Annotated in this window: 16 protein-coding genes; 14 read left to right on the plus strand and 2 right to left on the minus strand. The window is 64.3% G+C overall.

What is annotated here, in order from left to right; genetic code table 11:
* Positions 1 to 44: 44 nt before the first annotated feature.
* The 5 genes from OCA5_RS02465 to OCA5_RS19430 all read left to right on the plus strand — a co-directional run bounded on the left by OCA5_RS02465 (position 45) and on the right by OCA5_RS19430 (position 4,797).
* Complete coding sequence (locus tag OCA5_RS02465; RefSeq protein ID WP_013912796.1) at positions 45 to 1,046, plus strand: S41 family peptidase; 1,002 nt, start codon at positions 45 to 47, stop codon at positions 1,044 to 1,046.
* Positions 1,047 to 1,784: 738 nt separating this feature from the next.
* The gene (locus tag OCA5_RS02470) at positions 1,785 to 2,105 is read left to right on the plus strand and encodes a DUF736 domain-containing protein (RefSeq protein ID WP_012561198.1); all 321 of its coding nucleotides are present in this window, start codon (positions 1,785 to 1,787) and stop codon (positions 2,103 to 2,105) included.
* A 410-nt stretch (positions 2,106 to 2,515) separates the two neighbouring features.
* On the plus strand, positions 2,516 to 3,709 hold the full coding sequence (locus OCA5_RS02475; RefSeq protein ID WP_012561197.1) for a hypothetical protein: 1,194 nt from the start codon (positions 2,516 to 2,518) through the stop codon (positions 3,707 to 3,709).
* 307 nt (positions 3,710 to 4,016) lie between these two features.
* Complete coding sequence (locus tag OCA5_RS19425; RefSeq protein WP_244396116.1) at positions 4,017 to 4,238, plus strand: transcriptional regulator domain-containing protein; 222 nt, start codon at positions 4,017 to 4,019, stop codon at positions 4,236 to 4,238.
* Positions 4,239 to 4,326: 88 nt separating this feature from the next.
* Complete coding sequence (locus tag OCA5_RS19430) at positions 4,327 to 4,797, plus strand: DUF2285 domain-containing protein (protein WP_244396115.1); 471 nt, start codon at positions 4,327 to 4,329, stop codon at positions 4,795 to 4,797.
* An 8-nt stretch (positions 4,798 to 4,805) separates the two neighbouring features.
* Here the strand turns inward: OCA5_RS19430 and OCA5_RS02485 are convergent, their stop codons facing one another.
* Positions 4,806 to 5,093, minus strand: a complete 288-nt coding sequence (locus tag OCA5_RS02485; RefSeq protein WP_012561194.1) for a DUF2285 domain-containing protein — start codon at positions 5,091 to 5,093, stop codon at positions 4,806 to 4,808.
* A 456-nt stretch (positions 5,094 to 5,549) separates the two neighbouring features.
* Here OCA5_RS02485 and OCA5_RS02490 point away from each other — a divergent pair, with 456 nt between their 5' ends.
* From OCA5_RS02490 to OCA5_RS19435, 9 genes are all read left to right on the plus strand, one after another.
* A complete protein-coding gene (locus OCA5_RS02490) occupies positions 5,550 to 5,819 on the plus strand; it encodes a helix-turn-helix transcriptional regulator (RefSeq protein ID WP_012561193.1) in 270 nt (89 codons plus the stop codon).
* Complete coding sequence (locus OCA5_RS02495) at positions 5,820 to 6,890, plus strand: replication initiator protein A (protein WP_012561192.1); 1,071 nt, start codon at positions 5,820 to 5,822, stop codon at positions 6,888 to 6,890.
* Positions 6,887 to 7,540 (plus strand): ParA family partition ATPase, encoded by a 654-nt coding sequence (gene parA / locus OCA5_RS02500; protein ID WP_012561191.1) that lies wholly within the window; start codon positions 6,887 to 6,889, stop codon positions 7,538 to 7,540. The genes OCA5_RS02495 and parA overlap by 4 nt, the downstream gene beginning before the upstream one ends.
* Positions 7,537 to 7,788, plus strand: a complete 252-nt coding sequence (locus OCA5_RS02505) for a hypothetical protein (protein WP_012561190.1) — start codon at positions 7,537 to 7,539, stop codon at positions 7,786 to 7,788. Before parA ends, OCA5_RS02505 begins: the two co-directional genes overlap by 4 nt.
* Positions 7,785 to 8,303, plus strand: a complete 519-nt coding sequence (locus tag OCA5_RS02510; protein ID WP_012561189.1) for a DUF2840 domain-containing protein — start codon at positions 7,785 to 7,787, stop codon at positions 8,301 to 8,303. The genes OCA5_RS02505 and OCA5_RS02510 overlap by 4 nt, the downstream gene beginning before the upstream one ends.
* Entirely contained in the window at positions 8,300 to 8,845 is a 546-nt protein-coding gene (locus tag OCA5_RS02515) for a S26 family signal peptidase (protein WP_013912799.1), read from the plus strand. Before OCA5_RS02510 ends, OCA5_RS02515 begins: the two co-directional genes overlap by 4 nt.
* Positions 8,846 to 8,911: 66 nt before the next feature.
* Positions 8,912 to 9,247, plus strand: a complete 336-nt coding sequence (locus OCA5_RS02520) for a DUF736 domain-containing protein (RefSeq protein WP_012561187.1) — start codon at positions 8,912 to 8,914, stop codon at positions 9,245 to 9,247.
* A 4-nt stretch (positions 9,248 to 9,251) separates the two neighbouring features.
* Positions 9,252 to 10,172, plus strand: coding sequence for a lytic transglycosylase domain-containing protein (locus OCA5_RS02525; RefSeq protein WP_012561186.1), 921 nt, complete (start codon positions 9,252 to 9,254; stop codon positions 10,170 to 10,172).
* Positions 10,173 to 11,310: 1,138 nt separating this feature from the next.
* Positions 11,311 to 12,543, plus strand: coding sequence for a DUF3363 domain-containing protein (locus OCA5_RS19435; RefSeq protein ID WP_277996272.1), 1,233 nt, complete (start codon positions 11,311 to 11,313; stop codon positions 12,541 to 12,543).
* Between the two features lie 93 nt (positions 12,544 to 12,636).
* Here the strand turns inward: OCA5_RS19435 and OCA5_RS02535 are convergent, their stop codons facing one another.
* On the minus strand, positions 12,637 to 15,084 hold the full coding sequence (locus OCA5_RS02535; protein ID WP_013912800.1) for a heavy metal translocating P-type ATPase: 2,448 nt from the start codon (positions 15,082 to 15,084) through the stop codon (positions 12,637 to 12,639).
* Positions 15,085 to 15,119: the final 35 nt, after the last annotated feature.

Genomic DNA, 15,119 nt, shown 5'->3' on the forward strand with positions numbered 1-15,119 from the left:
CATCGTTTTGTCGGGTGCGTGATCTCCAAAAGGCCAAGAGGCATATGTCACACTATCGAGCACAGTTTCTAGGCGTCTGCTTTGCGACGATTTCCGCGCTGATAGTCGGACCAACTGCAACCAAAGCTGAGGTGGCTCTTGGAACGACGCAGAACGTCTCTTTGGATCAGTCAACGGTCAAGAAGGTGATCGACGGCATCGCCGTTAAGTTGCGCGAAGATTATGTGTTCCCTGACAAGGGCGTGCAGGCAGCGGATGCGCTGGAGAAGGCGCTGACAGAGAACGCCTATGCCGGCATCACCGACCCAAGCAAGTTTGCGACGCAACTAACCGAACAACTTCGGACGATCACCAAAGACAGCCATATGAGGGTGATCTTTGGATCGCCATTCCGTAACCAGCCTCCGCCATCCGCACCACAAGATGCTGGCTTTGAGGTGAAGCGGCTGAACGGCAATGTCGGATACATCCACTTGGCGCGGTTCGTTCCACCCGGTGTCTTCAATCCGGCGGCGGACGACGCCATGCGCAAGCTCTCGGACACCACCGCGCTCATCATCGACATGCGCGACAACGGCGGCGGGCATCCGGCATCCGTCGCTTACCTTGCCAGTTTCTTTCTCGATCCGGGCAAGCGTGTCCATATCAACGACCTCATCTGGCGCAATCGGGGGACTTCGACTTTCAGAACGGAATCGTTTTGGAGTTCGCCGACGCCGGTGCGCTATCTCGATAAGCCGGTCTATGTGCTGGTTGGTCCGAAGACCTATTCGGCGGGAGAGGAATTTGCCTACGACCTTCAAGTGCTCAAGCGCGCAACGATTGTTGGAGAAACGACGCGCGGTGGAGCGAATCCGGGCGGTTTGAACGATCTTGGCTCCGATCTCTTTGTTGTTGTGCCGACCGGCAGGGCTGAAAATCCGATCACGCACGGCAACTGGGGTGGCGTTGGCGTCCGCCCTGACGTTCAGACTACTCTCGGGGCTACTGAGGAAACGGCCGTAGCTCTGGCGAAGGGACAGCCAGCTACGCGGTTTGCAAGATAGGTGCATGGCGTTGCCCTTCGGGCCGCGCTCTCGGCTTCGCCGGAACCACGCCTGCGACATGTTTCCGCCATTCGGCTTCGATCGCCAACGCAAAGAGCGGCGGCGGACATTTCGCCAATAGCCCCACGCTGGGCGGGACTCCTTAGTCAATTGGCCATCACGCCAAGAAGCGGAGTCGGAAGGCGCGACCGCTGCCGTCCTCGGCTCCAACCAAGGCCGCGATCAACACCGTGAAACACGGATAGCATTCGGCTTGCCGAGGATCGTGCAGCGTCGCGGCAACGGTCCCTCGGCCACGTCAGCGGAGTCGCGCAGCGACAGAGCAGAAGCAGGACCGTATGTTCGTAGCCGTCGATGGGAATACTTGCCCGAACTGACATTGACAGTCAGGACTGTTGAGCATGAACCCGTGAGCGCGCACGTTCCGTTATCGAATGGTGATGCGTAGGGATAGTCACTATCGCCGTATTCCACTCGATTTCCTGAGACGGGCGCTCCATCCGCGTCCTCGATCGGCATGGGTCTGACCGAAGGACGGCTTCGCCTCGCCCGTCTCCCGCAACGTCCGTCGCCAGCTTTTTTCCGCCGCCTTCGGCTTTGCATCGCGATCCAAAAAAGCTGTCGCCCGCCGTCTTCCACTTCGTTCCAGCCCGATGGGTGCAGGGCCGATCGCCCCCGGTCTCACGACCCGCATCGAGGTCGCAATGGTGCGGCCCGACAGGAAAAGGGAATACGACAATGGCGACCATCGGCACCTTCACCAAGAACGAAAACGGCGTGGGCTTCACCGGCGCGGTCAAAACCCTGACCCTCAACGTCAAGACCGTGAAGTTCGTCCCCACCGAGGGGGACAGCGAACGCGGTCCCGACTTCCGCATCTTCGCCGCAGCGACGGAATTCGGTGCGGCGTGGAAGAAGACCGCTCGCGAGACGCAGCGCGAATATCTCTCCGTCAAGCTGGACGATCCGAGCTTCCCGGCGCCGATCTACGCCAGCCTGGTCGAAGCCGAGGACGGCAGCGGCCACAACCTCATCTGGTCCCGCCGCAGCGGCGACTGAGGTCCGCTCAGCCCAAGGAGCCCCGCCGAGCGCGGGGCTTCTTCATGCTCATGTCCGCCGCCTTTCAGGAAATACGGAGATCGGGATGCACGGCTTTCCGGTTTTCAGGTTTTGCATGATCCCGATCGGATCTTGCACCCGGCATCCGCTGACGCTCCCGCCGGACAGTTTTGCTAATGGCTCCGCCCTCGCGCGGTGCAAGGGATCGCTGACGCTCGGCCGGGCCGGTCTCCCCAGCCTTCCGCGCGGATACGTGCTTGCGCACTGTCGCCAAACCTCCATCCGCTTGTGCAGGCCGGGTGATCCCCCTCCGGCCCGTCCGCCCTTGCACCTTGCTACCCCGGTCTCGCCGACGGGCAGGGTTGCAGCGCAGCGCTGCGCTTCAACCCAAGCCCATGAGGAGAAAGACCATGAACGTCATGACCATCAACGCCAGCCAGCCGGTTTCCAAGGGGTATCGCGTGGACATTTCGCGCGGGCAGAATATCGGCCGCGTTTCGTCGGAATGGTTTTCCCGGCCCGACGACGAGCGTTATTTGTCGCTCACCGAGCTTTACGACGCCGTGAAGACGCGCGCGGATCGCGCCAAGGCCCGCACGGTGGAGAGCCGCGCCGTCCGCGTAGAAGCGAGCCGCGACAATGCCGAGCGGCTTTCGCTGATCGTGCCCGGACAGGAGCAGCCCATCGCCCCGACGCATTGGAGTTTCGGCCAGTTGTGCAGCCTTGTCGGCGCACCGGCCACCTACATGCGCCAGCTTCCCGCGCCGCTCGCAGGCATCAATCTACAGCATGGTTTGTTGTCGCACCGGGCCGAGCTTGTGAAGACTTTGGAGGCCGAAGACGGGCGCATTGAATTGCGCGCCGTCACCGGCCCGGATTATGGCCGCATCTGGGACCATGAGCTTGTCGCCGCCGTGATGAAGATCGCGGGCAATGGCGTCGGCGATACCATGTGGAAGGTGCCCGGCGTTCTGGACTGGGCGACCATGACGCACAATCCATTCGTGGACATCACCAAGGACACCACCACGCTTTATGCGAGCGACCGCGACGTGTTTCTTTTCCTTGTGGACGATACGCACCCCATCGAGGCCGGACGCCTGCCGAACGGAGAGCCGGATTTGTATTTCCGGGGCTTCTATTGCTGGAATAGCGAAGTGGGATCGAAGACGCTGGGCATCGCCTCTTTCTATCTCCGGGCGGTTTGCATGAACCGCAATCTTTGGGGCGTGGAAAACTTCGAGGAAATCAGCATCCGGCACAGCAAGTTTGCCGCGCAGCGTTTCGTCCATGAGGCCGCGCCCGCGTTGACGAGCTTCGCCAATTCCTCGCCCGCCCCATTCGTGGCCGGGATCAAGGCAGCGCGGGAGCGCATCGTCGCCCGCACCGATGAGGACCGCGAAACCTTCCTGCGCAAGCGCGGTTTCAGCAAGGCCGAAACCGGCAGGATCATCGAGACCGTGCTTTCCGAGGAAGGCCGCCCACCGGAAAGCATCTTCGATTTCGTGCAGGGCATGACGGCGCACGCCCGCACCAAGGCGCATCAGGATAGCCGCCTTGAACTGGAGGCGAAGGCAAAGACCTTGCTGGAAAAGGCCGCATAAGCAGCAGAGCTGCGCAGCCGGGAAATCTGGTTGCGCGGCTTTCCGCCTTTCAGGTTTCGCACATTCGGAAAAATTCGCGCCGATCCGGCGTTGCGGATCGGCGGCGCGGCCGTGCGCAGAACACGGCCGCCGCTCGCCGGGCTGCGCCCGGCTCGCGAAAACACAGCAGCAATGTTAAGAATGAAGTAACTAAAAACGATCGGTCGAACCGTTCAAGATATCGGAATCTGCCGGCTACTCGCAGTATTCCGTATCCGCCAAGCTCCCTTTCCGGGTGTTGCATTGCCCGGAATAGTGGGGTGACGCCATGCTTAGAAGCATCGATTGGCGTTCGCCTGCGGCGTATGAGTATACGGAACACATTCCCGCCGCCGGCTTCGCCTGGGAATATCTCCGACGCGACGACGACTATCATCGCGCTTTCCAGAACATCGCCAACATCAAAAACCTTTCGACGGAGCGCCTGGACGAATTTTCCAAGCGTTGGGGGTTGCGATTTCCCCTGCGACCCCGAAAACGAACCCGATAGGCAAGCGCTGTTCTGGATTCCTTCGCTCCAGCCGCGAGCTGTCGAGCTGAAGCCTGTCGAACACCGCGACGGCGCGACCGAGCCCATCGTGACACTCGCTCGTCTCGATGGTGTCGATCTTCGACATGCCGTAGACGGCTGGCACGGCGTCTGGAAAGTCGATGGCGTCACGCACCAATTCTGGCTTCGCAACGCCGCCCCCGATGTGCCAGCACTCTACGGATCATTTGATGTGATGGATGCTTTTCACGATCTGCGCTGTCATGCCGCCCAAAGGCTTCGTCGCGCGCTCTGCGGCCGTCCGCCTGGCCGCGATTTTCGTGCTATGCCGGCGCAGCTCCGGCGCTTTCATGTTCAGTCGCTGCGCGCGCTCGACGCGAGCCAGCGCGGCGAGAGCTATCGCGGCATGGCCGAAATCCTGCTCGGCTTCCGTGGATCGAAAGAGGATTGGGAAGGCGACCCGCGCAAGAATCAGGTTCGCCGTCTTGTCAGCAACGGCCTGAAAATGATGCGCAGCGGCTACCGGGTGCTACTGCACTATCCGATCAAGTCGGACTGAGCATCGGCTTATAAGCCTTTCCGAATAGCCTGCTCCAATATCCATCGATAGCCGCCCTTCGACAGCCATTGCGCGCGCGCGAGATGGCTTTCCCAGCAATGCCGCGTGCGCGCCTCTTCGGTCGCTGGATCTCGGTGCAGGATAATCCGAGCAGCTTCGGTCCAATCTGCCTCGTCGCGGCTGGCATCCAGCAGGCGCATGTAGGTGACGTAGTGCTGTTCGTCGTAGGCCGTGATCGTCGGCCCACTTGGCGCTTCGTCGGCCACATCCGGATCGAGTTCGACGGGTACTTGCATGATCGCTCCCCGTATCCGAGAGGGATTGTCTGCGGTGCGCCCCCGCAAACGGTGCTCTCTGACTCTGGTGATCGGGGAGTTAGTAACCGCATGACACGGCCCCACGGCCTTTAGTTCGGAGAACCTGTTGCATACGCCGCAGGCTCCCCGACCATAGGTCGAAGAGTGGTGCCGGTTCGGCAGCACCAGCCTAGTCATGAGGGGTTACTACGCCCCGGAACAGCGCGTCTGTTCCGCGTCTAGTATTAGCCAGAACAGCGGGGAATGTCTTCGCCTATCTGATCTCGGGCGGCAAATGCCGCTCCGATGATAGCGTTTCCCCCGAATTGAAAGGGGTGCCGCCAGCGCGCACGCGCAAATACGGCACGCTACAAGGTGCCGATCCCTCGCCATGGTTCGCCGTAGCCCGCTGTCGCCACCGACAGCCTCACGCAACAGCGAACCGGAGGTGATCCCATGCGCGACCCATTGGCGGGTCTGCCGCCACGACTCTTGCGCACGCCAGAAGCCGCGCGCTTCCTCGGCATTTCGCTACGCACCCTGGAGAAGCACCGGACCTATGGGACCGGGCCGACCTATCGCAAGATCGGCGGCCGGGTCGTCTATGCGGTTGATGACCTGCTCGACTGGTCCGCAATTGGTGCCCGCAAATCCACCCACGACGAGAACGCCGGCACGGTCTTTCCCGCTCGCCCGCTGACCCCGCAAGAACGGGGTGAGCGCTGAATGCTGCGCGAAAACCAAAACAGACACCCGGAGCCCGCCAGCGAGCGCAGCCGCCTCGCCCCCTTCGTGGTCGCGACCGGCGACGCTCCGCCGCGCGACCAGCGCGACTTGATGGAGCGACCGTTCTTCTCGCTCGCGAAGACGCCGCGCACCAAGCCGATTCTCTACAAGACCGCCGACGTCGAAGTGCAGGTGCTCGGAATGCCCGAGCACGGCATGGCGACCATTTGGGACGCCGACGTGCTGATATGGGCCGCCTCGCAGATCGTGGCGGCCGAGAACAACGGCCTCACCACGTCGCGGTTCTTCCGCTTTACGCCTTACCATCTGTTGCGCGCCATCGGGCGGCCGACCGGCAATCGTCAGTACGTCTTATTGAAGGCCGCGCTCGCGCGCCTGCAATCCACCGTCATCGCCACGACAATCCGTAACGGCCCGCATTGGCGGCGTCGGCAATTCTCGTGGATCAACGAGTGGGAGGAGATGACAACGCGCGCCGGCCGCGTCGAGGGCATGGAATTCGTGCTGCCCGAGTGGTTCTACAACAGCGTCGTCGATCGCTCGCTGGTGCTGACGATCGACCCGACGTATTTCCGGCTGACCGGCGGCATCGAACGCTGGCTCTATCGCGTCGCGCGCAAGCACGCCGGCCACCAGCGACACGGCTGGCTGTTCGAGATTGCCCATCTGCATGTGAAGTCCGGCAGTCTCGCGCGCGTCTCTGACTTCGCGCTCGACCTGCGCCGCATCACGGCGCGTCAGCCATTGCCCGGCTACCGGCTCCAGATCGAGCGTAATCATGGCCGCGAGCTGCTGCGCATCCGGCCTGCTAACTCGTCCACAGTGCCTGTTGATAAAGGTGTGCAAACCATCGGCACATCAGGCGCACGGGGTATCAGCACATCAGGCGCAGAACTATCGGCACATCAGGCGCACGAACCGCAGCTAAATCTCTGGCCTCAAAACGAAAGCCGCGCGCCTAACTTATCTAACAGTGTATCTAACTTAGATTCTGATGCGCGTGGACATGACGAGCATGGTGCCGCGAAACGATCGAGGCGCGTGCCATGATCGTCGCGCTGCTCAACCAAAACGGCGGCGTCGGCAAGACCACGCTCGCGCTCCACCTCGCCGGCGCTTGGGTGCAGCGAGGCCACCGCGTCACGCTGATCGACGCCGACCCGCAAGGCTCCGCGCTCGACTGGTCGCAGCAGCGGGCGCGCGAGAACATGCCCCGGCTGTTCACCGTCGTCGGTCTGGCGCGCGACACGCTGCACCGTGAAGTGCCCGAGCTGGCCCGTGATGCCGATCATGTCGTCATCGACGGACCGCCGCGTGTCGCCGGTCTCATGCGCTCCGCGCTGCTCGCCGCCGACCTGGTGCTGATCCCGGTGCAGCCGTCGCCGTTCGACGGCTGGGCATCGGCCGAGATGCTGGCGCTTCTCAGCGAAGCGCGCATCTACCGGCCGGAGCTGGTCGCCCGTTTCGTGCTCAACCGTTGCGCCGCGCGCACCGTCATCGCGCGCGAGACGGCCGAGACGCTGGCCGATCACGATCCGCCCGTGCTCGCCGCCACCGTCGGCCAGCGCGTCGTCTTCGCCGATGCCGCGCAGTCCGGCCGGCTCGCCAGCGAGATCGACGGCGACAGCCCGGCCGCGCGCGAGATCATGGCGCTTGCCGCCGAGATCGAGCGGCTTCGCGTCGGGAGGGCCGCGCTATGAGCCGGCGCGACGGACGCCGCTTCGCTTCCCGGCCGGGCGACGCCGAAGGCTGGATCAAGGCCGGCGAACGACAGCCGGACGGCAAGACCGACGCCGGCTCATTCACCGCGCGTCTGACTATCGACATCACGCCGGAGCTGCGCGGCCGCATCAAGGTCGCAGCGTTCCGGCGCGGCATCACCGTCGCCGACATGCTGCGCGATCTGCTCGCCCGCGAATTTCCCACCACCGAAGGAGACCAGCCATGACCGGCAACGCGGCACGCCGCGCGCACGGCCGTCCGCTGCCGGACGAGCCTCAGCCCTTCACCACATTGGTCGAACTGACTTTCCAGAAACAGAAGGTCGAGCACTGGATACGCTTCGGCCGCAAGAGCTACGAAAAGATTCTCGACCGCCGCCGCAGCGTCGTCGGCTTCGCTCCGAACAGCATCTTTGCGTTCGTGCGCTGGGCGGCCGGCGAACACGGCACGATCATCTCGCGCATCGACATCGTGCGCGCCATCGGCCGCGGCGAGCCGTTCCAGACATTGCCGTTCGTGCGTCCCGGCGGCGACATCCTGTTGCGGCTCGACACGTGGGCGAAGGTCGAGAGGGTGTTGCAGGCGATCGACGCCGTGGAAGCGCTCGGTCTCGATGCGTCCGACGTGTCGCCCGATCACTGGCGGCACGTCCACAACCGTCTGGTGGCCGGTCAGGAGCCGCACGCCTACACGCCGGAACGTCATGCGGCATGGCTGCGCCGCCGCAGGATCGCACCATGACGCGCGCCGGTCTCATGCTCGCGACCGCGTTCGCCGCGTTCGGCGTCAGCTATCCCGGCCTCACGCCGATGCCGGTCAAGCTGATCTGGAACGCATCCGCCAGCGCGCCGATCGGCTTCTACACGATCGACTTCGCCGGCCCGTTCGAGGTGACTGATCTGGTCGCCGTGGACACGCCCGAACCGCTCGCCACCTTCCTCGCCGAGCGCAGCTATCTGCCCAAGGGCGTGCCGCTGTTGAAGCGCGTGCGCGCCGTTTCCGGGCAGACCGTTTGCAGAGGCGGCCACGTCGTCACGGTCGATGGCGTCATTGCCGGCGCAGCGCTGGAGCGCGACCGCGCCGGTCGCGAGCTTCCCGTCTGGCAGGGATGCCGGCGCATCCATACCGGCGAAATCTTCCTGATGAACTGGCAGGTCCGCGACAGCCTGGACGGCCGGTATTTCGGGCTGATCTCCACCGACCAAATCGTCGGCCGCGCGGTCCCGTTGTGGACCGACGAGGAAGGCGACGGCCGCTTTGAATGGCGCGCGCCGACGCGGTGAGCGCGCGACGGGCGGCGCATGGCGCGTCGTCCGCTTCATCACCGCCGCAACAGAAGGAGACTATCCATGCCGCAGATCGGTCAATTCACCGCCGCGAAAAAGAACTTCGTCGGCTCCGTTCACACGCTCACGCTCGCGCAGGAACTCACCATCGTTCCCGCAGAGGAATCCGACACCGAAAACGCGCCGGACTACCGCGTCCATCGCGGCGATGCCGATGGCCCGGAAGTCGGCGCGGCCTGGAAACGCACCGGCGAGAAGGCCGGCGAGTATCTTTCCGTGCTGCTCGACGATCCGGCCTTGCCGCAGCCGATCCGCGCCAACCTGTTCCAGAACGGCAGCGACAAGACGTCATGGTCGCTGCACTGGAGCCGTCCGAAACAGCGCGACGAGCGGGACTGAGGCCATGCGCGATCCCGCCATCATCGCGCTCAAAATCCCCATCCCTTTGTTCGCGAAAAAGCCGTCTCATCCCTTCGTCCCGCTCGTCGACCGGACGGCCGGCGCGCGCAGCGCAGGTCAAGGGCGGCCATCGGCCGGCGCTTCGCGCGTACCCTTGACCGTAGCGAGCACGCTGGCAGGCTGGCGGCGTGGCGGAGAAAGGCAAGCATGGCGACATGCTGTTCTTGTCCTCATCGGCACGCTCGCGCTCTGCGCGGGACCGGGCGTGTCGATCGCGCAATCCATGCCGGCCGCGCGCAGCGTCGTCGCTGATCCTTATGCAACGCACATTGCCGAGGCGTCGCAGCGCTTCGGCATTCCCGAGCACTGGATTCGGGCGGTGCTGCGCGCGGAGAGCGCGGGCGACGTGCGCGCGATCTCGGCGGCGGGCGCGATCGGGCTGATGCAGATCATGCCCGTGACATGGGCGGCCCTGCGCGATCGCCACGGTCTCGGCCGCGATCCGTATCAGCCGCGCGACAATATCCTCGCGGGCACGGCTTACATGCGCGAGATGTGGGACCGCTACGGCAATGTCGTCGCGATGCTCGCGGCCTACAATGCCGGGCCGAACCGCTATGACGAATACCGTTCGACGGGCAGAGCATTGCCGGCGGAAACGCGCGCCTATGTCGCCGCGCTCGCACCGCTGATCGGCGGCGCTGTTCCTGCCGATTTGCAAAAGACTGCCGCACCACCGACGGATTGGCGCGCGGCACCGTTGTTCGTGGGGCGCGCGATCGACACACGCGCTGCCGATCCCGTGCGGCGCGGCGATACCTCGGGCAGCGGTCGCGCGACCGTTCCGGCGCGCTCTCGCAGCGATGCGGAGCCACAGGACGGCAGCATGTTCGTCGCGCGTGCGGGCGATGGAAGAACGCCATGAGGACGGCGTTCCCGCGTTCCGCAGCGCGCTTTCCGGTGTGCAGGCAGGGAGGTTTGCGCCTGGCTGCATTCGGAGCAGGAAGGGCAGGAAGGGCGAAAAAAGCGGAGGGCAAGATTGAAGAAACCGGCACCATGTCGGGCCGGTTTCCGAAATTGTCATTGTCTGCACACTGGTTGGGCGGCCGATTCCGGCACTCTTGCTTTGAGGGGTGGAGTGCCGCGATTTCGCGCAACGCCTTGGCGTTGCTGGATTTCGTCCGGCACCATGGCCGCCGATTGTACGATTTTCGCCGGTTTCGGCCGGAGGCGCATCCATGAGAGCCGACGACGAAAACCGCTTCCGGCCGAAGCCGGGCCGCATCCGCTCCGACACGCCGCGCGCGGGCAAGACCAAGAGTTTTCTCACGCAGGCGAAGAAGATCGCGCGCCAGCAGCGCCGCACGTCGCCCCGTGTCGATTTCGGAACGGCGGCGTTCACGCCGGCAACGCCGGCCGGTCCCCATCTGGTGCTATCGAGCGGCAAGGGTGTGAAGCGCGGGCGCGGCGTGGTCTTCGTCTGCTCCCGCAATCTCGGCGGCGGTGGATGGCAGCACCGGCAACCCGGCGCGCGTCGCGTCATGGTCCAGCAGCGCTACATTCTCCGTCCCGGCCAAAACCGGAAGGCACAATCCCATCTGCGCTATATCCAGCGCGACGGCACCTCGCGCGACGGCGAACGCGGGCAGCTCTATTCGGCCGGCGAGGGCCGCGCCGATGGCGACGCCTTCCTTGAGCGCGGCCAGGACGACCGTCACCAATTCCGATTCATCGTCTCGCCGGAAGACGGCGCGGAGTTGTCCGACCTCACGGCCTACACCCGCGACCTGATGAGCCAGATGGAAGCCGATCTCGGCACGAAGCTCGATTGGGTCGCGGTCAACCACTACAACACCGGCCATCCCCATGTGCATGTCATCGTCCGGGGCAAGGACGAGCTGGGCGAGGATCTGGTCATCAACGGCGACTACATCGTTCATGGTGTTCGCGAGCGCGCCAGCGCCTTGGCGACGCTGGAGCTTGGCCCTGTCAGCGAGATCGAGCAGACCCGCAGGCTCACCGCCGAGATAGATCAGGACCGTTTCACCCGCATCGACCGCGCCATGGCAGAGGAAGCCGATGCGCGATTCCTCGACCTGCGCCACGAACCGGGAGAGCCGAAGCCGCAGTTCGAGCGCACGCTTCGCCTGCGCCGGCTCGCCAAGCTGGGCCGGATGGGCCTCGCCACCGAACATGCGCCGGGCGTCTGGGAATTGAATGAGCGGCTGGAGCCGACCCTGCGCGAACTAGGCGAACGCGGCGACATCATCCGCACCATGCAAAAGTCGCTCGCCGCCGATGGGCTGGAGCGTGATCCTCTGACCTTCCACATTCATAAGGCGGTGCCCGCCGAGCCTGTCACCGGCCGGGTGCTCGACAAATATCTCGCCAACGAGCTGGGCGACAATCTCACCGTCGTTGTGGACGGGATAGACGGCCGGATGCACCACATTTCCAACATCGACCCGAGGCAGTTGGATGATGCCCGGATCGGCAGCGTCATCGAGATCGGCCGGGCCGAGGCGAGCGCCCGGCCATCCGACCGCGCCATTGCCGCGATCGCCGAGGACGGCATCTATCGGCCGAGCCGCCATCTGGAGCAGGCCAGGTTCGAGGGCCGCGTTCCCGGCGGCGACTATGAGGGTTTTGTCGATGCCCATGTGCGGCGGCTGGAGGCGTTGCGCCGCGCCGGGATTGCCGAACGGATCCACGCTGACCAATGGCGCATTCCCGACGACTTCGAGAAACGCAGCAAGGCGTTCGACGCCGGGCGCGGCGGTCAGGCCAATATCCGCATCATCACCACCTTCGATCTGGAAAGCCAGATCACGGCGGACGGCGCGACCTGGCTAGACCGGCGGCTGGTGTCCCCCGACGCATCCGACCTTGCGCCGGCAGGATTCGGCCAACAGGTGCGCGAGGCCATGGAGCGGCGGCGCGAGCATCATGTCGACCACGGCGATGCAGCACAACAGTCGGATGGGCGCATTGCCTACCGCCGCAATCTGCTCGCCACGCTGCGCGGGCGCGAGATCGCTCGCGCCGGGGCGGACATGGCGACGGCCAAGGCGCTGCCGTTCCGCGCGGCCACCGATGGCGAGACTGTCAGCGGCAAGTTCACAGGCACCGTCCAGCTATCCAGTGGAAAGTTCGCCATCGTGGAAAAGAGCCACGAGTTTACGCTTGTCCCATGGCGGCCGGTCATCGACCGTCAGCTTGGCCGTGAGGTCATGGGCGTGGTTCAGAGCGGATCGGTGTCGTGGCAGCTCGGGCGGCAACGGGGCTTGGGGCTGTAGCCGGGCCGGTAACTGTTCTGAATCGGTCTGGCGCGACCAACATCGACGTGGAAATTACGGAGGGTATTTACCCGAGAATGATGAGCCTATCGTTCAAACCTCCAGTTTCGCCATTCGCAGGCGCAGCGCGTTTCCGACCACGCTCACCGACGACAGCGCCATGGCTGCCGCGGCGATGATTGGCGATAGCAACAGCCCGAACATCGGATACAGCACGCCCGCCGCGATCGGGATTCCGGCGGCGTTGTAGATGAAGGCGAAGAACAGGTTCTGGCGGATGTTGGCCATCGTCGCTTCCGACAGGAGGCGCGCGCGAACAATGCCGCCGAGATCACCCTTCAACAGGGTTACCCCGGCACTCTCCATGGCGACGTCGGTGCCGGTGCCCATCGCAATCCCGACTTCGGCCGCGGCGAGGGCAGGGGCGTCGTTGATGCCGTCGCCTGCCATGGCGACGATCCGGCCAGCCTTCTGTAGCTTGCTTACAACCGCGCTCTTCTGGTCCGGCAGAACCTCCGCTTCGACCTCCGAAATGCCGAGCCGCTTCGCGACCGCATTGGCGGTGGTCCTGTTGTCTCCGGTCAGCATGATGACTTTGATGCCGTCCGCGGCCAGCGCCCTCAAGGCATCGGGCGTCGATGGTTTGATGGGATCGGCGATGGCGAAGAGCCCAGCGAGCTTTCCGTCGATCGCGATATTGATGACGGTGGCGCCGTCGCCGCGGAGCGCTTCGGCCTGCGCTTCCATCGATCGGGTTTCGACGCCCAGCGACTGCAGGTAACCGACATTGCCGAGCAGCACATTGTTGCCGTCGATTTTGCCCGTCACGCCCTTGCCCGTCGGCGAGTCGAATTCCTCCACATTCGCCAGCACCAGATTGCGCTCCTTGGCGGCGCGAACGATGGCGTCGGCCAGCGGATGCTCGCTGGCGCGCTCGACGCTCGCTGCGAAACGCAACAGATCCTCTTCCCCGAATTCGGGAGAAGTCACGATGGAGACGACCTTTGGCTTGCCTTCGGTCAGGGTGCCCGTCTTGTCGACGACGAGCGTATCGATCTTTTCCATGCGTTCGATCGCTTCGGCGTTCTTGATCAGGACACCGACCTGCGCGCCACGCCCGACGCCGACCATGATCGACATCGGGGTCGCCAGACCGAGGGCGCAGGGACAGGCGATGATCAGAACGCTGACGGCCGCGACGAGACCAAACGCCAGACGAGGTTCGGGGCCGACCATGGCCCAGACCACGAAGGCGACGAGCGCGGCCACGATCACCGCGGGCACGAACCAGCCCGCGACCTGATCGGCGAGGCGCTGGATCGGCGCCCGCGACCGTTGGGCCTGCGCAACCATCTGCACGATCTGCGACAACACCGTATCGCGGCCGACCTTTTCGGCCTGCATCACGAAACTTCCGGATTGATTAAGCGTTCCGGCGATCACCTTGGCACCGGTTTCCTTGGTGACGGGCATGGACTCTCCGGTCACCAGGGATTCATCGACCGATGAACGCCCCTCCAGAATGACGCCGTCGACCGGGACTTTTTCGCCGGGACGGACGCGCAATCTGTCGCCGACGTCTAAACCATCGAGCGGGACTTCGTGATCGGTGCCGTCCTCGGCAACGAGGCGCGCCGTCTTCGGCGCGAGGTCGAGCAGAGCCTTGATCGCGCCCGACGTTGCCTCGCGGGCACGCAATTCGAGCACCTGGCCCAGCAGAACCAGGACGGTGATCACCGCGGCCGCTTCGAAATAGACGGCGACGGCGCCGTCATGGCCGCGAAACGCGGGCGGAAAGACCTGCGGGGCGACCGTGGCGACGACGCTGTAGACGTAAGCGACGCCGGTCCCCATCGCGATCAGGGTGAACATATTGAGGTTGCGGGTCACCAGCGACTGCCAGCCGCGCACGAAGAACGGCCAGCCCGCCCAGATCACGACCGGTGTCGCCGAGACCAGCTGAATCCAGTTCGACAATGTTGGGTCGATCCAGCCATGGCCGCCGACCAGATGCCCGCCCATCTCGAGGACGACCGCGGGCAAGGCGAACACGAGGCCGATCCAGAACCGCCGGGTCATGTCCGCCAGTTCGGGATTCGGTGCAGCGTCCAGCGTTGCCACTTCGGGCTCCAGCGCCATGCCGCAGATGGGGCAACTGCCGGGACCGATCCGCCTGATCTCTGGATGCATCGGGCATGTGTAGACGGTGCCTTCCGGAACAGGCTCCTTCGGTGCGGTCTTGGACTTGTCGAGGTAGGTTTCCGGGGCGGCCGCGAACTTCGTGCGACAGCCGGCCGAACAGAAATGATAGGTGCGACCTTGGTAATCGAACCGGTGCTTGCTCGTTGCCGGGTCGACGGTCATCCCGCAAACCGGGTCAAGAACCTTGCCGCTTTCCGCAGGAGGTTGATCATGTTCATGATCGCCGTGGGCCTGGCCGCCATGACCGCCGCAGCAAGCCGATCCGGTCTCATGTCCCGGAGTTGCCGTCGAGGAACGGATGGGCTGGCCCATGGAACTTGCGTTTCGCGCCCCGGTCATCTAGGTCTCCTCATAGGCTTGTAACCGATACCCAG

This window comes from Afipia carboxidovorans OM5, assembly GCF_000218565.1.
GTDB classification, from domain to species: domain Bacteria; phylum Pseudomonadota; class Alphaproteobacteria; order Rhizobiales; family Xanthobacteraceae; genus Afipia; species Afipia carboxidovorans.